This is a genomic window from Pseudomonas sp. W2-17 (assembly GCF_041060445.1).
Taxonomy (GTDB): domain Bacteria; phylum Pseudomonadota; class Gammaproteobacteria; order Pseudomonadales; family Pseudomonadaceae; genus Aquipseudomonas.
The window spans coordinates 126,437-147,302 of record NZ_JAUFNS010000015.1 but is presented as its reverse complement, the minus strand read 5'-3'; the positions used below and the strand labels follow the sequence as shown (position 1 = coordinate 147,302).

The window sequence follows — 20,866 nt, the reverse complement described above, 5'->3', positions numbered from 1 at the left end:
CGTGTTCGTGCAGAAGCAAGTTCCGAACCAAAGACCGAAAAGCAGGCGCAGGGCCGCGAATCATAGGGGTGCAGGGATTTCGGAGAGGGTTGGAGGAATCGAGGGGAGACAAAAAAACGGCGCGCCCCACGCTGCAGGCCACCGGGAGCCTTGGCCGGGATATTGCTTCAACCGTCGCTCATGCCGTGGGCGTCATTTTCATGGCAGATTTTTTTATTTAACGGGTACCCCCATGGATTCTCAACGACTGGTCAGTGTCGTCATCGCTGTCTGCCGCACCGAGTTTTTTGAAACCGCGCTGAGCAGCGTGATCGGGCAGACCCACGATGCCATTGAAATCGTGATCTGCGACGACGCCACCGACGGTCTGGCAGAAACCGTGACTGACCTGTACCGGGCGTCGTGCCGCTGGCCGATTCGCTACCTGCGCAACGAATTTCCCGAGGGCGCCGACGCCTGTTTCAACCGTGCCGTTGCCGACGCTTGCGGGCAGTACATCAAGTTCATGGCGGGTGACGCCGTGCTGGCGCCGGACTGCATTCAGCAGATGGTCGCGGCGCTGGAGGTCAATCCCCAGGCCTCACTGGTGGCTGCGCACCGCCAATGGTTGAACGCCGAGGGCGCGGCGCTGCAGGAGAATCTGGCAACCCGTTTTCGTGTCAGTGAGCCGACGGTATTCAACGGGCCTGACATCGTCGGGCTGCTGGGGGAGTTCACCTGCAATTTCATCGGTGAGTTGAGCAGCGTGCTGTGTCGCCGCGACGACCTGCTGGCGTTAGGACCCGATCTGTTCTCGCTCAACGGAGAGTCCGTCGGCCCGCTCGGGAATCTGGCGCTGTACGCCAAATTGCTGCACGGTGCCGAGCTGATCCTGCTGCCGGCCACACTGACGGGCACGCGCATCGCCCCGCAGCAGTTGACCGAACAGGGCATCGAAATCGTCGGCACCGACAGTGATCACCTCCCTGTGTTTCACCGGCTGATCCGTGAAGCCGGCTGGGCCAGCACGTCGCTGGACAACGGCTGGGTCGGCGCCCGCCCGTTGTCGGCAACCCAAGGGTTTACCGATTTCAACCTGCTCGCGCAGTTGTCCGCGCCGTTGCCGCAGCGGCTGAACCCGCAACAGGTCGAGGCCTGGCTCGGTCATCGCGTGCCGACGGCCGACCAGCAAACGCAGATCGACCAGCACTTGGCTGACGTCGGCGCGCCTTCGCTGTTGGTGGTGATCAAGGATGTCGGCAACGCCCCGGAAAAGATTCAGCGCAGCCTCGACAGCCTGGCCCTCCACGGCGCCCTGCACGCTGCCATGAACGTGGTGGTGTTGACCGACGCGACCACGCTGCCGGCCACTTTAGTCGGCCCTAGGCTGACCACCCTTGCCATCGGCGCGATGAACGCTGCCGCGCTGCTGAATCAGGTGGTCGATAGCCACCGTTTCGACTGGCTGATCGTGATCGACGCCGGCACGCAATTCACGGCGTTCGGCCTCGCTGCCAGCGCGCTGAAGCTGCTCGAATCCCCTGACGCCCGCGCCGCCTTCGCCGACGAAATGCACCGGCGGCCTCGGGGTGGCTTGAGTTCAGCCATGCGCCCGGACTTCAACCTCGATTATCTGCTGAGCTACCCGCTGCTGACGGCGGGTCATTGGCTGTTCCGGCGGCAGACGCTGGTGGACCTCGGCGGCTTCGATGAGCGCATCGCCGATGCCGCTGAATTCGACCTGATCTTGCGGTTGTATGAGCGTGAAGGCGCCGGGCAGATCGCTCACATCAGTGAGCCGCTGCTGGTGTGTGACCTGCCGGAAGCGGTGGATAATCCCGACGAAATCGCGACGCTGCAGCGCCATCTGCAGGTGCGCGGTTATTCGCAGGCGAGCATCGAGCACACCCTGCCCCGCCGCTATCACGTGCACTACGGCCACACCGAACAACCGTTGGTGTCGATCATCGTCCCGACCAAGGATCAGCTGCCGTTTCTGCAGCGCTGCGTCGAAACCCTGCTGCACACCACGCGCTACCTGAATTACGAACTGCTCATCGTCGACAACAACAGCGAAACCCCCGAAGCCCTCGAGTGGCTGGCGCGCATCGACGCCCTGGGCTCGGCGCAGGTGCGCGTGCTGCGTTACCCGCACCCTTTCAACTATTCGCGCATCAACAACGTCGCTGCGGCCCAGGCCAAGGGCGAGTACCTGGTGCTGCTGAACAACGACACCGCCATCGTCCACAGCCGTTGGCTCGATGAATTGCTCAATCATGCGCTACGCCCTGAAGTCGGCGTGGTCGGCGCCAAGCTGCTGTTCCCCAACGGACGCATGCAGCATGCCGGCGTGCGCCTGGGCATGGACGGCCCGGCCGGGCATCAGCACATCGGTGAGCCCGGGCACATTCAGGGTTACATGCAGCGCGTGCAGGTGGATCAGGACTTGAGCGCGGTGACAGCGGCGTGCCTGATGGTCCGCCGCTCGATTTACGAGGAGGTCGGCGGGCTGGATGAAGAGGCCTTCGTCGTGTCCTACAACGACGTCGATCTGTGCATGAAAGTCGGCGCCCTCGGCTACTTGAATGTCTGGACGCCCCATTCGGTGCTGATCCACGAGGGCAGCGTCAGCCAGACCCACGTCGACACCGCCACGCAGCAGGCCAAACGCAAGCGCTTCGTCGGCGAGCAACTGGCGATGTACCGCAAATGGCTGCCGACCCTGGCGAACGACAGCGCCTTCAACCGCAATCTTTCGTTCGACCTGCAATCGGTCGAGCTCGAACTCAACATGCCGCTGGTCTGGCGGCCGATGGCCTGGCGCCGCGATCCGGTGGTGCTGGCCTACCCCGCCGGCCTTTGGGCCTCGCCCCATGAACGGGTGATTGCGCCGTTCGAGACGCTGCAAGCCGCCGGATGGGTGGACGGCATGCTCAGCAGCCAGCCGCTGTCGATTCCTCAGGAGGGACGCTTCAAGCCAAATGTCGTGGTGTTTCAGGCCCGGCTCGACGCCGATCACCTGCAAACCATCGCCCGCGCCCAGCTGTTGCCGGACGCCTTCGTGGTGCTCGACATCAATGACCTGCAGCTGGGTCCCCGGACGCCGGGCGAAGACCCGTTCGCCTTCGATGCCGAGTGCGTTGACCTGCTGCAGAAAAGCCTGCACCAGGCCCATCGCGTGATCGCTTCGACCCAAGTCCTCGCCGATATCGCTCGCGAATTTCACGCGGACGTGCGGCTGCTGCCTTCGCGCCTGTCGCCGCAGGTCTGGGGCAACCTCATCTCGTGCCGTGGCGTGGGTGGCAAGCCGAGGGTCGGTCTGGTCAGTGATCGCTGGCAGCCACAGGATCTGCACACGATCCTCGCCGTGGTCGAGGCCCTGGCAGAAGAGGTGGAATGGATCGTGTTGGGCGATGACCAGGGCGTGCTGCGCAGTCATGCCCATGAATCCCACGAGCGGCCGCCTGCCGAGCAATACGCGACAGCCGTCGCCGAGCTGAACCTCGATCTGGCCCTGCTGCCTGCGGTGGACAACCTGTTCGGCGCGTGCAGGAACAACATCACCCTGCTGCAACTCGGCGCCTGCGGTGTGCCGGTGATCTGCAGCGACGTTCGCGCCTACGCGGGGGATTTGCCGGTCACGCGTGTGCCCAACACGCTGGACGCCTGGGTCAACCTGATTCGCGCCCACACGATGGATCTGGCCAGCGCGGCGCTGCTCGGCGACGACTTGCGCGAGAAGGTGCTTCGCGACTGGATGTTCGACGACGCGGCAGTTCAGGCCTGGCGCGAGGCGTGGCTGCCCTGACACCGGCGGCGGCTCATCAGTCGGCCGTCATTGAGTCGCTGGCGGTTTGCTTCCTGCGGTAGCCGCCCGGACTTTCCCCCGTCCATTTCTTGAACGCCCGGTGAAACGCGCTGGGCTCCTGAAATCCCACCAAGGACGCGATCTCCACCACGCTCAGTTCGGTGTCGCGCAGCTTCTGCTGGGCGATGCCGCGGCGAACGTCATCCTTGATGCCTTGAAACGCACAGCCCTCACGCTCCAGTCGACGGCGAAAGGTGGTGGCACTGAGTTTCAGTTCATCAGCCATTTCCAGCAGCGTCGGCCAGTGTCCGTAATGGCTGTTGCGCAAGCGCTGATAGACCTGCGCCGCAAGCCCGCGCTGGTTGCGGTAGCGAATGACCAGCCACTGCGGCGCGGTGCGTAGAAACGATTTGAGCGACGGCAACGACTGCACCACCGGCAGACGCAGGTAGTGGCTGGAAAACTCGATCTCGGTGCGCTGCTCGCCAAAACTCAGGTTGAAACCCCACAGCAGCGAGTCGTCGCTGAGACGCTGACGGCGCTGGCGAAACTGCGCGCGGTCGATGCTGATGCGGCGCCCGCCGAGCCAGCACAACAGGCTGATCATCAGCAACAGAAACGTCTCCTCGCCGAAGCGCTGCCGGACCGGATCGTCTGTCGTGGTGTCCACCGCGAGCACCGCCCGGGCGCCGCGAACGGTGAGGCTGCCGCGAAAGTCGCGCAGGAACAGGCCGAAATTGCTCAGGCACTGGCGCAGGGCCTTCTCCAGAGTGGGTTCCTGAATCAGCCCCCGGCAAATCAGGGCGAAGCTGCCCAGGGGCATGCCGTGGGAATCGAGGCCGAAAAACTCGTCGCCCAGTTCCTTGATCTGAATCAGCCACAACGCCGCAAACGCGCTGGCCGAGACCCGCGCCGTGGGGTCGTCGAGCAGCGCCATGTCGATCTCCGCCGCCTCAAGAACCGACTGCAAACGCAGCGGCTGGTCGCGCAGCCCGTGGACGATCAACTGGACGAAGTAGATCGACACTGAATCCTTTTCCCGCATGACCGCCTTTCCCTTTTTGAATGGTGCACCACGGATCAGGCGCTGATGGTAAAGAACGCCAGCCCATCTGGACAGTTTCGGCATAGGCCCGCCCCGAACGCCGATCTAGACTTGCCCGCAGTCAGCACCGGCCGAAACCCCGTTTCGCCGTGCCGCCCCCATAATTCCAATACGCATCAGGAGTCCCCATGAGCACACCCGAAGTTTTCGTCGTCAGCGCACTGCGTACCGCCATCGGTGGATTCGGCGGTTCCCTCAAGGACGTCTCGCCCATCGAACTGGGCACCCAGGTCAGCCGCGCTGCACTGGCCACATCCGGTATCGCACCGGAGCACATCGGCCATGTGGTCATGGGCCACGTGATCCCCACCGAAGTGCGCGACGCCTATCTTTCCCGGGTCATCGCCCTCGAAGCCGGCCTGACCAAAGAAACCCCCGCCATGAACGTCAACCGCCTGTGCGGTTCGGGGTTGCAAGCCATCGTCTCGGCGGCGCAGTCGCTGATGCTCGGCGACGCCCAGGCCGTGCTGGCCGGGGGCGCCGAATCCATGAGCCGTGGCGCGTACATCATGCCTCAGGCCCGCTGGGGTGCGCGCATGGGTAACGTGCAGGCGTACGACTACATGCTCGGCGCGTTGCACGACCCGTTCGCCAATATCCACATGGGCATCACTGCTGAGAATATCGCCGAGCACTACGGCATCACCCGCGCCGATCAGGACGCCCTGGCGCTGACCAGCCAGCAGCGCGCCGCCCACGCCATCGCCGAGGGCCGTTTCGAGGGCCAGATCGTGCCGATCGAGATCGCCACGCGCAAAGGCACCGTGACCTTCGCCCAGGACGAACATGTGCGTGGCGATGTGACGGCCGAACAGCTGGAGAAGATGAAAACTGCGTTCAAGAAGGACGGCACCGTCACGGCCGGCAACGCGTCCGGCCTCAACGACGGCGCAGCGGCGCTGGTCATGGCCAATGGCGACATGGTCCGCGCGCACGGCCTCAAGCCGATGGCGCGTCTGGTGGCGTATGCCCATGCCGGGGTTGACCCGTCGATGATGGGCCTGGGGCCGATTCCGGCCAGCCGCAAAGTGCTGGAACGTGCCGGCCTGACCGTGGCGGATCTGGACGTCATCGAATCCAACGAAGCGTTTGCCGCCCAGGCCTGCGCCGTTGCCCGTGAGCTAGGCTTTGATCCGGCCAAGGTCAACCCGAACGGCTCGGGCATTTCCCTCGGCCACCCGGTGGGCGCGACCGGCGCGATCATCGCCACCAAAGCGATTCACGAGTTGCACCGGATTCAGGGCCGCTACGCGCTGGTGACCATGTGCATCGGCGGCGGTCAGGGCATCGCCGTCATTTTCGAACGCGTGTAAGGAGGCTTGTCGATGAGCATGCAACACATCGCCGTGATCGGCGCGGGCACCATGGGCAACGGCATCGCGCAGGTCTGCGCGGTGGCCGGTTTCGACGTGACCCTGCTGGACATTTCCGACACGGCACTGGAGCGCGGCATGGCGACCGTGCGCAAGAACCTCGAACGGCAGGTGACCAAGCAGACGGTCGCGGCCGATGTCGCCGAAGCGGCCCTGCGGCGTATCAGCGTCACCACTGACTACGGCCAGTTGAACGGCGCGCAGTTAGTGATCGAAGCAGCCACCGAGAACCTTGAGCTGAAGCTGCGCCTGCTCAAGCAGATCGCCAGCCATGTCGACCGCGAGTGCGTGATTGCGTCGAACACTTCGTCGCTGTCCATCACACAACTGGCGGCCAGCGTCGAGCACCCGGAGCGATTCATTGGGCTGCACTTCTTCAACCCCGTGCCGATGATGAGCCTGATTGAGGTCATTCGCGGTTTGCAGACGGCGGACACAACCCACATCGCGGCGATCAAGCTGGCCGAACGCCTGAACAAAACCGCGATCACCGCCGGCAACCGGCCGGGGTTTGTGGTCAACCGGATTCTGGTGCCGATGATCAACGAGGCGATTCTGGTGTTGCAGGAAGGTCTGGCCACCGCTCAGGACATCGACGACGGCATGCGCCTGGGCTGCAACCAGCCCATCGGCCCGCTGGCGCTGGCGGACCTGATCGGGCTGGACACCTTGCTGGCGATCGTCGAAGCGTTCAACGAAGGCTTCAACGACAGCAAATACCGCCCCGCGCCGCTGCTCAAGGAAATGGTCGCGGCGGGATACCTGGGGCGCAAGACCGGGCGTGGGTTTTTTGTTTATAACTGAGTGAACGCGGATGTGGGACAGCGTGCTTCTGGTAAGACTGGCTTTAGCCGGGAACGCGTCGGTGGTCACGCCGCAGATCTTGGGGTGGCAACACCGGCCTCTTCCCGGCTGAAGCCGGTCCCACTAGGGTATTGCATGCTTCCAGTGAGCTTGCGGTGTACTCGAATGTGGGACCGGCTTTAGCCGGGAAGGCGTCGGTGGTCACGCCGCAAAATTGATGGTGGTCAAACCGACCTCTTCCCGGCTGAAGCCGGTCCCACTAGGGTATTGCATGCTTCCAGTGAGCTTCCGGTGTACTCGAATGTAGGACCGGCTTTAGCCGGGAACGCGTCGGTGGTCACGCCGCAAAATTGATGGTGGTCAAACCGGCCTCTTCCCGGCTGAAGCCGGTCCTACATAACGCGTTCGCCAGCAAATGCGCTCCGACAACCTAAATGTCGCCACTCAATGGGAAAACAGCGAATTCCCGACCTTGCCCGCCATTTTCTCCGGTTTGATCAGGAACCGCGCCAACGCCGGCAGCAGCCACAGCGCGCCGAACATGTTCCACAGCAGCATGAAGGTCAGCATCAGGCCCATGTCGGCCTGGAATTTGATGGCCGAGAAGATCCAGGTGCACACCCCGATCGCCAGGCACAGGCCAGTGAACAACACCGCTTTGCCCGTGGACTTCAGCGTCTGGTAATACGCTTCCTGCAACGGCAGGCCCGCCCGCAGGAAACTTTCCAGTCGGCTGTAGATGTAGATCCCGTAATCGACCCCGATCCCCACCCCGAGCGCCACCACCGGCAGCGTCGCGACTTTCACGCCGATGCCCATGAACGCCATCAGCGCGTTGCCCAGCACCGACGTCAATACCAGCGGCAGGACGATGCACAGCGTCGCCGCCCATGAACGGAAGGTGATCATGCACATCACCGCTACGCACACGTACACCAGAATCAGAATGGTCAGCTCGGCCTGCTTGATGACTTCGTTGGTGGCCGCCTCGATCCCGGCGTTACCCGCCGCCAGCAGAAACTCCAGGCCGTCCTTGTTGTTCTGCTGCGCGAACTCCTGCACGGCATGCACGGCGCGATCCAGGGTTTCGGCCTTGTGGTCGTTGAGGAAAATCAGCAACGGCGCCAGGGAACAGGTGTTGTTATACAAACCATCGGCACGGGAAATCGAGCTGTTGAGCACGTCCTTGTTACGCGACAGCGACTCCCATTTCAGGTTGCCCTCGTTCATCCCCTTGATGACCTGTTTGGACACGGTCACCAGCGAAATCGCCGATTGCACCCCCGGCGTATTCTCCATCTTCCACGACAGCTCGTTCATCGCCGACAGCGTCTGATACGCCGAACACCCCTCGGGCGGCGTCTTGACCATTACCACCAGCACGTCGGAGCTGGTGGAGTAATTGTTGATAATGAAGCTGTTGTCCCGGTTGTAGCGCGAGTCTGGCCGCAATTCCGGCGCGCCTTGGTCGAGGTCGCCGATCTTCAGGTTATGGCCGTACCAGAGGCCGCCGACCAGCGCGACCAGTGCCAATGTCACTGACACGCGGGCGACTTTCGGCGCGGCGAAGTTCGACAGCAGACGCCAGAACGGATGCTCGCGCACGGCATCCTCTTTGCTGCGCACCACGGCTTTTTTGCTGATGCCAACGTAGGAAATCGCCACCGGCAGAAGGATCAGGTTGGTGAACACGATTACCGCCACGCCAATGGAGGCGCCGATGGCCAGCTCGCGGATCACGCCGATGTCGATGATCAGCAACGTGATGAAGCCGACGGCGTCCGCCAGAATCGCGATCATCCCCGGCAGGAACAACTGGCGGAAGGTGCGGCGTGCAGCGGTGAGCGCGCTGTCGGCATCACTGGATTGCAGGGCGATGCCGTTGATCTTCTGCACGCCATGGGAAATCCCGATGGCGAAGATCAGAAACGGCACCAGCATCGAGTAGGGATCAAGCCCGAAACCCACCACATGCATCAGGCCCAGCTGCCAGATCACGGCGATCAACGTGGTGCTCAACACCGCGATGGTGCTGCGGGCGCAGCGGGTGAACCACATCAACAGGACCAGCGTGATCAGGAAGGCGATGCCAAAGAACATCACCACCATGATCAGGCCGTCGATCAGGTCGCCGACCTTCTTGGCGAAACCGACGATGTGAATCTCGATATTGGGGTTCTGCGCTTCGTACTTGTCGCGGATCTTCTCTTCAAGCTGGTGGGAGAACTGACGGTAATCCAGCGGCAGCAGTTTGCTCTGGTCGTTGGGGTCCGGGTAGAACTCCTGCAATGGCACATCGACGATGCTCGACTTGAAGTTGTTGGAGACCAGACGCCCGACCTGTCCGGACTTGAGGACGTTGTTGCGCAGCTTGTCGAGGCTCTGTTGCGAGCCGTCGTAGCTCTGCGGAATCACCTCGCCGCCGGCGAAGCCCTCCTCCGTCACTTCGGTCCAGCGCACGCTGGGGCTCCACAACGACTTGAGTCCGGAGCGATCGACGCCGGAAATGTAGAACACCTCGTCGTTGATCTGCCGCAGCGTCTCCATGTACTCTTTGGAAAAGATGTCGCCCTGCTTGGCCTCCACCGAAATGCGCACGGTGTTACCCAGGTTCGCCAGGTCGTTGCGGTGCTCCATCATGTTCTGAACGAACGGATGACCCAGCGGGATCATCTTTTCGAAGCTAGTAAACGGGCGCACCAGCGTCGCTTGCCAGAACAGGAAGACGCTGACCAGCAGGCAGATGCCGATCACCGTCTTGCGGTTGTTGAAAATCAACTGTTCCAAGCGCGTCGGCTTGTCGTGATGGTGTTGAAGGTTGCTCATGAAAACGTGTCCTCGCCTGCTTGTTCTTATTGTTGAGCGCTGTCAGCGCCCGTCGGCGAGGTGACGCGAACGCCGCCCTGTCCTACCAGAACCAGATTGCCCTTATCGTCTTCAGCCACCCCGGACAGCGAGAGCCGGTCGGGGCGATTGGCAACCGTGAAGCTTTCGCCATCGTCCGTGCTGCGCATGACGCTGCCGCCGTTGCCGACCAGCACGATGGACTGGTCGGGCATCAGCGAGGCATTGGCGATGCTGAACTCCAGCGGGCCGCGCTCACCCTGCAGCGGGACGGGCTCCCAGGTGGTGCCGAAATCGGTCGAACGAAACAAATTGCCGCGCAGGCCGTAAACCAGCAGCGTATTGGATTCCGCCGTGCCTACCGCGCCGAACAACGAGCCCTGATAAGGACCTTCAAGCTTTTCCCAGGTCTGGCCGTCGTCCGGGGAGCGGAACATGCTGCCCTGTTCACCGACCACGAACAGTCCGGCGTCCTTTACGTACGCAATGCCGTTGAGGTGGAACTGGTCTTCGTTGTCCAGCCGGTCGCCGATGTCTTCCCAGTGCTGGCCGCCGTCGGTGGTTTCCAGCACCGCGCCATAGGCGCCCACGGCGATCCCGGTAGTCAGGTCCTTGAACCAGACATCCAGCAACGGCGCTTCGCGTTTGAGGTCTTCGAACTGTTTGGTCCACGTGGCGCCGGCATCGCTGCTGGCGAGGATCTGCGCATCGTGCCCCACCGCCCAGCCGTGTTGCTCATCGACGAAATACACCGCCGTGAGCATCTGGCGTGTCGGCACTTTGGCCTGGGTCCAGGTGTTGCCCTGGTCGTCGGAATAGAGAATGTGGCCGCGATCCCCCACCGCCACCATGCGCTTGCCGGCATGGGTCACGTCCAGCAGCAGACTGCGGGAAGCTTTCGCGGATTCAAGGGCGTAAACGGCGGAATCGCCAGCGTTGGCGGGGGCGTCAGCGGGCGTGCTGTCAGCGGCGAGGGTTGCGCCGCAAAAGATCGGGGAGATAAGCAGCGACAGCGCAGCGTGGAGAGGCAGGCTCTTGAAAAGCATCCGGGCGCTGAAATGGCCCCGAATGACCGCAAACCGAGTGCGCCGAATGACGGGCTCACGCATGGAGCTACCCCTTTCTTTATTTTTATTGGGTGCTTCAGAAGGCCGTTTAACCGCGCAGACGCTCTAGCCTGCACGCGACGTGGCCGTACCGAAGCGACCCCATCCTAGTCAGCTTTGGAAACGTATGACAATCGACATGACGTTATCTTTTGTTAAGCAGCGGGGCGCTGATTGGCGTGTTATCACTGGGAGTGATTGAGCGAATTCACCGTGTGTAGCGTCGCTGGGCCGTAGAACCCCCATTCAGGGGTCAACCGTGCCGGGCTGCTCGGCACCCGCACGGTTTTCCGCTTGGCTCAGAAAGCGTAGGTGAGCGCCAGAGTGGACATCGTCGTCCTGGCGGACTGGCTGCCAGCGTCGCCAGCGATTCGGAAGCGATCGCCGCTGTGGGTGTCCTTGATCAGCGTGCTGCCTTTCGCCTCGGCGTACACCTGATGATCCACACCCACCCTCACCGAAAGCTGCGGACTCATGCGGTAACTGAGCGCAACCGCCAGACTTTGCATGCGGCCGTTGTTCCCGTAGTCACCGTCGTAGGTAACGCCGGTGACATGATGCCGATCATGATCCCGCGCCCGCACCCACTGGCTGTATTTGAACCTGCCTTCCAGCGTCCAGTTGCGGAACTGGTAGAGACCGACCAGCCCCACATAAGGCGTGTCGTAGGTCTGCTGATAGGAAATGCCTTTCTCCCCTGCCGGGAATTCTCCGGACTCGTCGCGGAACCCCTCGTCCGACGAATAGGTATAACGCCCGCCTTTCGCCGACCAACCAAACTGGTTGCGCTGATAACCGAGCATCACACCCAGTGCCACATCCTCACCCTTGAGCGCCCACGCGGTGGCGGCGAAATCGGCCTGCCAGGCTTTGCTGACCTGAGTGTCCGGGTGATCGGAATAGTGGCTCCAGTCACTGCGATCGTCCTCCAGCCAGTCGTAATCCTTCATGTGCCCGTCGCCCTTCGCCACCCGCGTCCAGCCGTTCAGATCAAGGGACAGCCAGTTTATCGGCTGGTACTTCACGCCCAGATGCAGCGTCGGCACCTGCTTCATGCTCCAGTTCAACTGGCTGATCTTCTGCCCGCGTTCAACGTCGTACACCTTTTCCCGCGCCTGCCCATTCAACAGCCCGACACCCAGGCTCACCCCAACCGCCCCCAGCTGGAACTGCTCCTCGCGGGTCGTCTGCGCTTCGGCCAATGCCTCGGTTGCCAACGCAGCCAGCCCTAGCCACAACAGCGTCTTCCTGCCCTTCATCACCCACTCCGCACTCTTCTTATTGAGATTTTTGTCCAGCGCCGCACGCAGCTGAACAAGGAGCGAAAGAATGAAGCGCCGCGAAGGAAATCTCTGCCGGGCGGTTCTGAAGGAATTGCGTGAAAGCTAAACGTTGGCGTTGGGAAATTGCCTACAAAGCCGTCGAAGGTCTGTTCAGTGACGCAGCAATTTGCGCAACGGCACCCCGTCCTTGAGCACCGGCGACTTGATGACGATGTAGCTGAAGTACTTGGAGATCCCGATGTTTTTGTCGAGCAGGCTTTCCACCACTTCCTGGTAATGCTGGATGCTGCGGGTCATGAAGCGCACCAGGTAGTCGTAGCCGCCGCTGATCAGGTGGCATTCCAGCACTTCGTCCACCAGACGGATGTTGGATTCGAACTTGGCGAAGTCTTCGCGCTTGTGGTCGCTCAGGGTGATTTCGGTGAAGACGGTGACCGAATCGGTGATCTTGGCCAGGTTCAGATGCGCTTTGTAGCTGGAGATATAACCGGCCGACTCCAGCCGTTTGACCCGCTGCAAGCACGGGCTGGCGGACAGGCCGACGGCATCGGCGAGGCTGACATTGGTCATGCGGCCGTCCTTTTGCAGTTCGACCAGGATGCTGATGTCGATCCGATCCAGTTTTACGAGCCCTTCCATCACGTACCTCTTGACTGCCGTTGTAAGACAATCTTCTAGCAAAATCAGCGCCGTAAAGACAGCTGATGCTGCGCCACCAGGTCGGCCATGCTGTTGATGCAGTACTCTGCCGCGCAGGGCGAAGGCTGACGCGCCCGGTGGCGGCCGATCAGGCAGCGGTCCAGCGCGGCGAAGGGCTCGACCGACGGTCGCGTTACGTGCAGGACCGGTTGCACCTGATCACCCTGATCCGTGAGCCATTGCGGACCTTCGGCCAGGGAAATGAAATCTTCCGGTGCAATTCCCAGTCGCTCGCACAGCACGCCGCGATCCTCGGCATCGCGGTCGCCGCGCACCAGCAGTCGATAGAACTTGCGCAGGTACAGCATCGCCCCCGGCGCGTCTTCGAACAGCGACCAGTTTCCTGCTGAACGGGCAAAGCTCATGCCCTCCTCCCAACTGGCGTGCAGGCCCCATTTTTCCGCCAGTTGGCGATGGGCGAAGCACAACAGGCCACTGAAACCCAGCTCGGCGAAGCGCGGATACAGGCTCGCAACCACCGCGCTGAATTCGGCGAGCGCTTCATCCCTGGCCGGCTGCCCGCCGCGGCTGTCGAGCAGCGGTTGCAGCGCGGACCAGACACCCGAATCGCGATCCACCAGCACTTCATCGCAATCGATCAGTAACGCTCGGTACTCTGTCAGCCCCAATCCTGTCAGCCCCAAATCTGTCAGCCCCATGTGGATCGAACCTCCTGGATGCATCTGGCCCGTCGCGGGCAAGGCGCTACTTCAATTCGAGTTCAAGACCCGTGCCAAGGCGGCGTCGAGGATCTGCACGGCTTCGTCGACCTGGGCTTCTGTCGTCACCAGCGGCGCGAGGAAGCGCAGCACGTTGCGGTAAACGCCGCATTTGATAACCAGCAAACCACCGGCGCGGGCTTCGTCAATCACCCGTGAATTGAGGTCGGCATCCGGGGTGCGCGCGGCGTCATCCTTGATCAGTTCGATCGCCAGCATGAAACCGGTGCCGCGCACGTCGCCGATGCGCGGGTAGCGCGCCTGCAAACCGATCAGGCCCCGACGCAGGCGTTCACCCAGGAGTTGGCTGCGCGCCAGCAGTTGTTCTTCCTCGAACGCATCGATCACCGCCAGTGCCGCCGCGCAGGCCAGGGCGTTGCCGCCGTAAGTGCCGCCGAGGCCGCCGGGCAGCGGCGCGTCCATGATGTGCGCCTTGCCGACCACGCCGGACAACGGCAAGCCACCGGCGAGGCTCTTGGCGACGGTGACCAGATCAGGCTGGATGCCGGCGTGCTGGTAACCGAACCAGGTGCCGGTGCGGCCGAAACCGGTCTGGATTTCGTCGAGGATCAGCACGATGCCGTGCTTGTCGGCCAAGGCGCGCAGGGCCTGGAGAAACTCCGGCGGCGCGGTGAGGAAACCGCCATCGCCCTGCACCGGTTCGATCAAAATCGCAGCCACGCGATCCGGTGCCACTTGGGTGGCGAGCAATTCGTTCAGCGCGGTGATTGCGTCAACGCTGCTGACGCCGCGATACGCGTTCGGGTACGGCGTATGGAACACCTCCGGCGCAAACGGCCCGAAGTTCTGCTTGTAGGGTTGGCTCATGCCGGTGAGCGTGGTGCCGAGCAAGGTGCGTCCATGGAAGCCGCCGCGAAAGGCGATGACCGCCGAACGGTTGGTATGGGCACGGGCGATCTTCACGGCGTTTTCCACCGCTTCGGCGCCAGAGGTGAAGAACGCCGCTTTATAGGCTTCCTGCCCGCCGATCATTTCGCACAGGCGCTGGGCCAGGTCGAGGTACGGCGTGTAGGCCGCCACCTGGAAGCAGGCGTGGGAGACTTTTTGCAGTTGAGCCTGCACGGCCGCGACCACTTTCGGGTGGTTGTGGCCGATGTTGAGCACGCCGATGCCACCGACGAAATCCAGGTAGCGCTTGCCATCCACGTCCCACATTTCGGTGCCCTGGGCGCGGTCGATCACCAGCGGGTGCGCGGTCACCAGGCCACGGGGCACAAATTGCTCGCGCTGACGGAGCAAAAGAGGGGTTTCGTCGACTTTGCTGTTCATGGCATTTCCCATCGTGAGTCCGGCAACCTGGAGGCGGTTGCGATGCTGTTCAGGTTACGGCGTGCGGGCAACGCACTTAGCCGAACTTGGCCCGTGAGAAATTCGGATCAACTGTTTTGGCCCCGCCTTTCAACAGATCCTGCGCCGGGCTTGGGGGATGATGGGGGCTGGCTCCCTACACTTCCCTCCAACGTCCTTTCAGCAGGAAACGCCCATGGCCTTGCTCTACAAAGCCGACCCCGCGCGCGCGCCACACTGGCAGACGCTGTTCGCCGAACACGCCCCGGACATCGAATGGCGCGCCTGGCCGGACATCGGCAATCCCGAAGAGGTCGAGTACCTGGCCGCCTGGCAGGCGCCGGATGATCTGACGCAGTTGCTGCCCAATCTGAAAGTGTTGTTTGCGCTGTCGGCCGGGGTCGACCAGCTGGATCTGTCGCGGTTGCCGGCGGATCTGCCGGTGGTGCGGCTGCTGGATCCGGGGATTACGCGGGGGATGTGTGAATACGCGACGTGGGCGGTGTTGAGTCTGCACCGGGACATGTTGCGGTACCGCGAGCAGCAGGCGGCACGCTGTTGGCAGGCGCATCTGTTGCAGCCGGCGGAGCATCGGCGTGTGGGGGTGATGGGGTTGGGCACCCAGGCGCAGCAGATTCTGGCGACGCTGGCGCCGTTCGGGTTTGCCTTGTCGGGCTGGGCGCGCAGCGTTCACGAGATTGAGGGGGTGCAGTGTTTTGCGGGTCACGCGCAATTGTCGGCGTTTTTGGGGCAGTGCGATATTTTGCTGTGTGTGTTGCCGCTGACGGAGCAGACGGAGGGGATTCTGGACCGGAATCTGTTTGCGTTGCTGCCGCGGGGCGCGGGGCTGATCAACATGGGGCGCGGCGGGCATCTGGTGGAGGGGGATTTGCTGGAGGCGCTTGAGAGTGGTCAGTTGGGCGGCGCTGTGCTGGATGTGTTGCAGGCGGAGCCGGCGGCGGCTGAACATGCGTTCTGGGATCATCCGCAGGTGGTGTTGACGCCGCATGTGGCGGCGATGACGCAGCCGGCGAGTGCGTTTGGGGTGTTGCTGGAGAATATTCGGCGGTTCGAGCGGGGGGAGCGGATGGTGGGTCAGATAGATCGAAACCGCGGTTATTGAGTTGTTTTTCAGATCACAAGCAAGATCAAGATCAAGATCAAGATCAAGATCAAGGGCGTCTGCCTGGGGGCAGACTGTTTCGCCTTCGGCGAGTTACTTGGAAAAGCACCCCAAGTAACCAAGGGTGCTTGCTCCTGGTTGGGCCCTTCCTTCGTCAGGGTTCCTTCACTCCGGTCTCGCTCCGTGGGCCCGCCGCCATCCGCCATCCATGGCGGGGGGCGGCTCTCGCGGCATCCATGCCGCTCGGCCCACTCCGCGAGACCTGCGTTCAGCCTGCACCCAAGTCGCGATTTGTGGTGTCTGAACTTTTTGCATACGAAGATCAAGATCAACTGCAGATCAAACACTTATAGGGGACTGATTTATTTACAGCGCTTCACCGTAAATTAATCTGTCCCCGGTCCGTTAGTGTGGCACCTGACGTCTTCCCGGCTGAAGACGGTCCCACTGAAACAGCGCATGCTTTTAGTGGGACCGGCTTTAGCCGGGAAGAGGCCAGTCCAGTCGCCCACAATTATGTGACGTGCAACCTGACTTCTTGTCTGCTGAGGCCGGTCTCAGTGACATCAAAAGCCTGTCCGCCCGGCAACATCCCGTAACCCCCACGCCGTTGACCACTCGTCGACCCGACCGCATCCTCCGCCGCCTCAAATTGGCAGGCATCAACAAGGTCATGTTCAAGGACGACAAAAAAGATCCCTTTGGGGACGACTCGATTTTCAAAGGTCTTCCCAACGGGGGCGCGTCGTGGGCAGCGTGGAATCCACCTCCCGAACCCGTGCGGGTGCCCACTCCGATGCCAGAGCGCTGGCCGGCCCCGAAGGAGCGCACCGACAAGGTCTTCGCCAAATCCTGTACCGGGGAATGGTGCAGCACTGACGCCGGCACTGAGGTAGAGCCCGCCTCCAACTTCGGCGCGATCATGATGGCGGGCGCCATGATGCTGCCCTCCGCCTCCAACGCCATTGCCGCCGCACTCGGCGCAGACATGGGACTGGGCCGCATGGCCGGCGGCGGCATCATGCAACGCAGCCACACTTGGCTGCTTCGCGGAGCCGGCGGACCGGCGAGTCTCTTCATCGTGGGCATGCTCCCGGCGAAGATGGGCGACAGCACGCTCTACACCGACGACGAATTGCGCAACCTGACTCAGGCGACCACGAGGGTGCGCTTTCAGCTGCGCCGTGACGCCGAAGGCGAGTTGCAGATTTACGGCATCCATTCCAAGGCATCAGGCGACGATTCGGTCCGCACCGTGCAAGCCCGCTGGAATGCCGACAAAAGCGCGATGGAAGCCCATCTCAAGGGCGTCACCATTCTCATGACGCCCCGCCTGGGCCGACACGGGAGACTGGAACCGCTGGTCTACCCTGAAAACAGCGACGCCCGTCTAGGCACCCTCCTCGTCCACCCGATCCCGGACGACACCGACAGCCAGCTCGAAGGCCTCCCCGGCGAAGACATCACCGCTGAAGACTGCATCCTGGTCTTCCCCGCTGATTCGGGGCTGAGGTCGATGTATGTGGTGTATGCGCGGCCGTTTAATGGGGATCATGGGTATCATCCTGCCCCCGACAAGCTCGCTGCGTTCCCTAATGCCACGGATGCTCGTCAGAGAGGAACTAGGAAGCGATGGGTTGATAAGAAAAGGATTTATGAGTGGGATTACCAACACGGTGCTGTTGAGGTGTATGACAAACAGGGCAACCATTTAGGTGAGTTTGACGCCGATACCGGTGAGCAGACCGGTAAAGCGAAACCTGAACGACGAATCAAGAAAAACTAAACGGGAGCACTACCAATGCCATACCTTTCAATTAGCGGGTTCTTTCCCGAACCGAATCCGGATGACTCCATTAAGTATAAAAAAGCCGTCCCACAGGAGGCACAAATTCTTGTACTTACGACGATGGGTTGGGCGTCTCTGACTGATGTGCCTGAAGGTGAACATGAGCTGACAGAGATTCAGGCTGCAGCAGTGTTGGAATCGCTAGGCGACCCTTTGAACAACGAGCTGGTGTACTGCGTCGGCCTGCGCAGATAGGCGAAGCTGATGGTTTAAGGAGTCAGCCCATATGGCATTCATGCTGCTACAGGGTTTTTACCCTGAACCCGACCCGATCAACTCGCTTCAGTACGAGAGGGTGGTACCGCAAGCACTCGAACAAAACGTGCTTGCTGCGATGGGTTGGACGACAAAATCAGACCTCCCTCCTGGCGTTACAGGCCTTGATCGGGATCAGGCCATAGCAGTGCTGGAAGCACTAAATGAACCGAGGAAAGAAGCATTGATTTATTGCGTTGCGCTCTACAGAGATTAATGACCCAGTTAGCGCTCAAAGGCGGATTAATACATGGCGTAGCGTTGTAAATAAATCAATCCCTTAAATCCACGCAATCCGGCAGCAATGTCGGAACACAGGACCGTGTATGCACCTTGAGATTAACGGATTCCTTAAAAACCATGACCCAGACGATTCGCTCAAATTTGAATTGCTGGTAGACAGCGCTTTGACCGAACAGATTGTGAAGTTTCTCGGACATCGAAGCCTCAATGCAATGGCAGAGGCTGAATGGCTCCTCACCAAAGAGCAAGTAGCTGAACTTTCTTCGATTATCGGAAAACCATTGCCATTGGATTTGGCCCTGCTGATTGGAGTTGTGGGGTAGTCGTACACCCGTGAGCGAGGAAGGCGTCGGAATTATGCTACAGGCTAGCCGTACTCCCGGGCCTACATCCAGTTAGAAGCGAACAATCAGGCTCATCCAAACCTGGCCATAGATTAAAAAAGGAAGATTAATGTACCTGAGCATCTTCGGCTTTCTGGCCGACATCGATAAAGACGATTCGCTTAAATTCGAACTGCATCTGGACGAGTCTTTAAATTTGGAACTCTCACAGCTGCTTGGCCATCCTAGCCTCCATGCAATGGCAGAGGGGGATTGGCTGTTAACGAGTGATCAGGTGGTCGCTCTGTCCTCGAGGCTCGGAGTAATACTGCCAAGGGATCTGAATCTGTTCATTGGTCTTACAGCTTGAACGCCAAATGGCCCCCAACTCTGTTGACCCTCCACATCCCCAGCATCTTCAGGCCCAGTCTTGCAATACACCGTTGAAATATTCGACAGAAAGACCGAACTGCTGGTGTCTGAAATCAACCTGCCCGAGGGATGTAACGCTCAGTTGAGCGAGATAATGGGATGGTCGAGTCCGCAACGTGGCGACGAAGGATACGACCTTAACCCACAGCAGGCTTCAGCCATTGAGGCACTGGCTGGCAGAGAATTCTTTGATGATCGCCATATCTGTCAACTGACCTGCAACGTCGTTTGAGGCTTGACGCTTTTGGCGTTCCAACCAAAGCATTCGCGAGCAAGCTCGCTCCCACAGGGACGGTGTCCGGGCCTGAATTTTTGATCGTTCCCACGCTCTGCGTGGTAATGCCGCCTCAGACGCTCTGCGTCCCTGTGGGACTGGCTTTAGCCGGGAAGGCGTCAGCGGCCATACCGAAAAATTGATATTGCACACACCGGCCTCTTCCCGGCTAAAGCCGGTCCCACATACGTCAAAAACCAGTCCCACCGAACACCGCGCCCGCCGCTAAACCAACTTTCCGGCAATCGCAGCCCCCACATCTTGCGTCGAGCCCTTCCCGCCCAGGTCCGGGGTGATCGGGCCTTGCGCAATCACGTCTTCAATCGCCTTTAATATCCCGTCGTGGGCCGCGCGGTAGCGGTAGCGGTCGTCGCCGTCGCCGTCGCCGTCGCCGTCGCCGAGGAAGTCGAGCATCAGTGCGCCGGACCAGATCATCGCGATGGGGTTGGCGATGTTCTGTCCGTAGATGTCCGGCGCGGAGCCATGCACTGGTTCGAACAATGACGGAAACCGCCGTTCCGGGTCGAGGTTTGCCGACGGGGCGATGCCGATGGTGCCGGCGCACGCCGGGCCGAGGTCCGACAGGATGTCGCCGAACAAATTGGACGCTACTACCACGTCAAACCGGTCGGGCTGCAACACGAACCGTGCGCACAGAATGTCGATGTGCTGTTTGTCCCAGCTGACCTCAGGGTAATTCGCCGCCATCAACGCCGTGCGTTCGTCCCAGTACGGCATGCTGATGGAGATGCCGTTGGATTTGGTCGCGGCCGTCAGGCGTTTGCGCGGGCGAGTCTGGGCCAGTTCGAAGGCGAATTTGAGGATGCGGTCGACGCCACGGCGGGTGAACACCGATTCCTGCAGGACGAATTCGTGTTCGGTGCCTTCGAACATCTTGCCGCCCACCGAGGAATATTCGCCCTCGGTGTTTTCGCGGATCACCACGAAGTCGATGTCGCCCGGCTTGCGTCCGGCCAGCGGACAGGGCACGCCGGGGAACAGGCGCACCGGGCGGATGTTCACGTATTGGTCGAAGTCCCGGCGGAACTTGAGCAACGAACCCCACAGGGAGATGTGGTCCGGCACTTTGTCGGGCCAACCCACGGCGCCGAAGTAGATCGCGTCATAGCCCTTGAGCTGCTCGAACCAGTCATCGGGCATCATCTTCCCGTGGGCGAGGTAGTAGTCGCAGTGGGCCCAGTCGAGCACGTCGATGCTCAGGTTCAGTTCCCATTTTTTCGCCGCCTGTTCCAGTACCCGTAGCCCTTCCGGCAGGACTTCCTTGCCGATGCCGTCGCCCGCAATCGCGGCGATTCTGAATGCCTTGCTCATGGTGCGC

18 protein-coding genes are annotated in these 20,866 nt (G+C 61.4%); 10 read left to right on the top strand and 8 right to left on the bottom strand.

The window, feature by feature from the left end:
- Nucleotides 1-232: 232 nt before the first annotated feature.
- Nucleotides 233-3,787: a glycosyltransferase gene (locus QWI20_RS19195; RefSeq protein WP_369306765.1), complete on the top strand. Its 3,555-nt coding sequence runs from the start codon at nucleotides 233-235 to the stop codon at nucleotides 3,785-3,787.
- Between the two features lie 16 nt (nucleotides 3,788-3,803).
- On the opposite strand, the gene QWI20_RS19190 is transcribed toward QWI20_RS19195, so the two are convergent.
- Nucleotides 3,804-4,832 carry an AraC family transcriptional regulator ligand-binding domain-containing protein gene (locus tag QWI20_RS19190; protein WP_369306764.1) on the bottom strand — a complete coding sequence of 343 codons (1,029 nt, stop codon included), beginning with the start codon at nucleotides 4,830-4,832 and terminating at the stop codon, nucleotides 3,804-3,806.
- Between the two features lie 188 nt (nucleotides 4,833-5,020).
- On the opposite strand from QWI20_RS19190, the gene QWI20_RS19185 reads away from it, so the two are divergent.
- The gene (locus tag QWI20_RS19185) at nucleotides 5,021-6,205 is read left to right on the top strand and encodes an acetyl-CoA C-acyltransferase family protein (RefSeq protein ID WP_369306763.1); all 1,185 of its coding nucleotides are present in this window, start codon (nucleotides 5,021-5,023) and stop codon (nucleotides 6,203-6,205) included.
- A gap of 12 nt (nucleotides 6,206-6,217) precedes the next feature.
- Nucleotides 6,218-7,069 carry a 3-hydroxybutyryl-CoA dehydrogenase gene (locus QWI20_RS19180; RefSeq protein WP_369306762.1) on the top strand — a complete coding sequence of 284 codons (852 nt, stop codon included), beginning with the start codon at nucleotides 6,218-6,220 and terminating at the stop codon, nucleotides 7,067-7,069.
- A 444-nt stretch (nucleotides 7,070-7,513) separates the two neighbouring features.
- Here the strand turns inward: QWI20_RS19180 and QWI20_RS19175 are convergent, their stop codons facing one another.
- The 6 genes from QWI20_RS19175 to gabT form a co-directional block, all read right to left on the bottom strand.
- Complete coding sequence (locus tag QWI20_RS19175; RefSeq protein ID WP_369306761.1) at nucleotides 7,514-9,895, bottom strand: RND family transporter; 2,382 nt, start codon at nucleotides 9,893-9,895, stop codon at nucleotides 7,514-7,516.
- A gap of 26 nt (nucleotides 9,896-9,921) precedes the next feature.
- A complete protein-coding gene (locus QWI20_RS19170; RefSeq protein WP_369306783.1) occupies nucleotides 9,922-10,959 on the bottom strand; it encodes a WD40/YVTN/BNR-like repeat-containing protein in 1,038 nt (345 codons plus the stop codon).
- Between the two features lie 359 nt (nucleotides 10,960-11,318).
- The gene (locus tag QWI20_RS19165) at nucleotides 11,319-12,278 is read right to left on the bottom strand and encodes an omptin family outer membrane protease (RefSeq protein WP_369306760.1); all 960 of its coding nucleotides are present in this window, start codon (nucleotides 12,276-12,278) and stop codon (nucleotides 11,319-11,321) included.
- 174 nt (nucleotides 12,279-12,452) lie between these two features.
- On the bottom strand, nucleotides 12,453-12,941 hold the full coding sequence (locus QWI20_RS19160) for an Lrp/AsnC family transcriptional regulator (protein ID WP_003174918.1): 489 nt from the start codon (nucleotides 12,939-12,941) through the stop codon (nucleotides 12,453-12,455).
- A gap of 44 nt (nucleotides 12,942-12,985) precedes the next feature.
- Nucleotides 12,986-13,630, bottom strand: a complete 645-nt coding sequence (locus tag QWI20_RS19155; protein ID WP_369306782.1) for a 2-haloalkanoic acid dehalogenase — start codon at nucleotides 13,628-13,630, stop codon at nucleotides 12,986-12,988.
- Nucleotides 13,631-13,711: 81 nt separating this feature from the next.
- Complete coding sequence (gabT, locus tag QWI20_RS19150; protein ID WP_369306759.1) at nucleotides 13,712-15,010, bottom strand: 4-aminobutyrate--2-oxoglutarate transaminase; 1,299 nt, start codon at nucleotides 15,008-15,010, stop codon at nucleotides 13,712-13,714.
- Between the two features lie 214 nt (nucleotides 15,011-15,224).
- On the opposite strand from gabT, the gene QWI20_RS19145 reads away from it, so the two are divergent.
- From QWI20_RS19145 to QWI20_RS19115, 7 genes are all read left to right on the top strand, one after another.
- On the top strand, nucleotides 15,225-16,151 hold the full coding sequence (locus tag QWI20_RS19145; protein WP_369306758.1) for a 2-hydroxyacid dehydrogenase: 927 nt from the start codon (nucleotides 15,225-15,227) through the stop codon (nucleotides 16,149-16,151).
- 523 nt (nucleotides 16,152-16,674) lie between these two features.
- On the top strand, nucleotides 16,675-17,937 hold the full coding sequence (locus QWI20_RS19140; protein ID WP_369306757.1) for an S-type pyocin domain-containing protein: 1,263 nt from the start codon (nucleotides 16,675-16,677) through the stop codon (nucleotides 17,935-17,937).
- A 15-nt stretch (nucleotides 17,938-17,952) separates the two neighbouring features.
- Nucleotides 17,953-18,195, top strand: a complete 243-nt coding sequence (locus QWI20_RS19135; RefSeq protein ID WP_369306756.1) for a pyocin S6 family toxin immunity protein — start codon at nucleotides 17,953-17,955, stop codon at nucleotides 18,193-18,195.
- Nucleotides 18,196-18,226: 31 nt separating this feature from the next.
- Nucleotides 18,227-18,472, top strand: a complete 246-nt coding sequence (locus QWI20_RS19130) for a pyocin S6 family toxin immunity protein (RefSeq protein WP_369306755.1) — start codon at nucleotides 18,227-18,229, stop codon at nucleotides 18,470-18,472.
- A 109-nt stretch (nucleotides 18,473-18,581) separates the two neighbouring features.
- Nucleotides 18,582-18,821 (top strand): pyocin S6 family toxin immunity protein, encoded by a 240-nt coding sequence (locus tag QWI20_RS19125; RefSeq protein ID WP_369306754.1) that lies wholly within the window; start codon nucleotides 18,582-18,584, stop codon nucleotides 18,819-18,821.
- A 130-nt stretch (nucleotides 18,822-18,951) separates the two neighbouring features.
- On the top strand, nucleotides 18,952-19,191 hold the full coding sequence (locus QWI20_RS19120) for a pyocin S6 family toxin immunity protein (RefSeq protein WP_369306753.1): 240 nt from the start codon (nucleotides 18,952-18,954) through the stop codon (nucleotides 19,189-19,191).
- A gap of 60 nt (nucleotides 19,192-19,251) precedes the next feature.
- The gene (locus QWI20_RS19115; RefSeq protein WP_369306752.1) at nucleotides 19,252-19,485 is read left to right on the top strand and encodes a hypothetical protein; all 234 of its coding nucleotides are present in this window, start codon (nucleotides 19,252-19,254) and stop codon (nucleotides 19,483-19,485) included.
- 267 nt (nucleotides 19,486-19,752) lie between these two features.
- Here QWI20_RS19115 and QWI20_RS19110 read toward each other — a convergent pair whose 3' ends face one another.
- The gene (locus QWI20_RS19110) at nucleotides 19,753-20,859 is read right to left on the bottom strand and encodes a tartrate dehydrogenase (RefSeq protein WP_369306751.1); all 1,107 of its coding nucleotides are present in this window, start codon (nucleotides 20,857-20,859) and stop codon (nucleotides 19,753-19,755) included.
- Between the last annotated feature and the right edge of the window lie 7 nt (nucleotides 20,860-20,866).

What these genes read in the sequence shown, in the direction of transcription:
- QWI20_RS19195 (WP_369306765.1), top strand. Translation starts at nt 233, where the DNA reads ATGGATTCTCAACGACTGGTCAGTGTCGTCATCGCTGTCTGCCGCACC.
- QWI20_RS19190 (WP_369306764.1), bottom strand. Translation starts at nt 4,832, where the DNA reads ATGCGGGAAAAGGATTCAGTGTCGATCTACTTCGTCCAGTTGATCGTC.
- QWI20_RS19185 (WP_369306763.1), top strand. Translation starts at nt 5,021, where the DNA reads ATGAGCACACCCGAAGTTTTCGTCGTCAGCGCACTGCGTACCGCCATC.
- QWI20_RS19180 (WP_369306762.1), top strand. Translation starts at nt 6,218, where the DNA reads ATGAGCATGCAACACATCGCCGTGATCGGCGCGGGCACCATGGGCAAC.
- QWI20_RS19175 (WP_369306761.1), bottom strand. Translation starts at nt 9,895, where the DNA reads ATGAGCAACCTTCAACACCATCACGACAAGCCGACGCGCTTGGAACAG.
- QWI20_RS19170 (WP_369306783.1), bottom strand. Translation starts at nt 10,959, where the DNA reads ATGCTTTTCAAGAGCCTGCCTCTCCACGCTGCGCTGTCGCTGCTTATC.
- QWI20_RS19165 (WP_369306760.1), bottom strand. Translation starts at nt 12,278, where the DNA reads ATGAAGGGCAGGAAGACGCTGTTGTGGCTAGGGCTGGCTGCGTTGGCA.
- QWI20_RS19160 (WP_003174918.1), bottom strand. Translation starts at nt 12,941, where the DNA reads ATGGAAGGGCTCGTAAAACTGGATCGGATCGACATCAGCATCCTGGTC.
- gabT (WP_369306759.1), bottom strand. Translation starts at nt 15,010, where the DNA reads ATGAACAGCAAAGTCGACGAAACCCCTCTTTTGCTCCGTCAGCGCGAG.
- QWI20_RS19145 (WP_369306758.1), top strand. Translation starts at nt 15,225, where the DNA reads ATGGCCTTGCTCTACAAAGCCGACCCCGCGCGCGCGCCACACTGGCAG.
- QWI20_RS19135 (WP_369306756.1), top strand. Translation starts at nt 17,953, where the DNA reads ATGCCATACCTTTCAATTAGCGGGTTCTTTCCCGAACCGAATCCGGAT.
- QWI20_RS19130 (WP_369306755.1), top strand. Translation starts at nt 18,227, where the DNA reads ATGGCATTCATGCTGCTACAGGGTTTTTACCCTGAACCCGACCCGATC.
- QWI20_RS19125 (WP_369306754.1), top strand. Translation starts at nt 18,582, where the DNA reads ATGCACCTTGAGATTAACGGATTCCTTAAAAACCATGACCCAGACGAT.
- QWI20_RS19120 (WP_369306753.1), top strand. Translation starts at nt 18,952, where the DNA reads ATGTACCTGAGCATCTTCGGCTTTCTGGCCGACATCGATAAAGACGAT.
- QWI20_RS19110 (WP_369306751.1), bottom strand. Translation starts at nt 20,859, where the DNA reads ATGAGCAAGGCATTCAGAATCGCCGCGATTGCGGGCGACGGCATCGGC.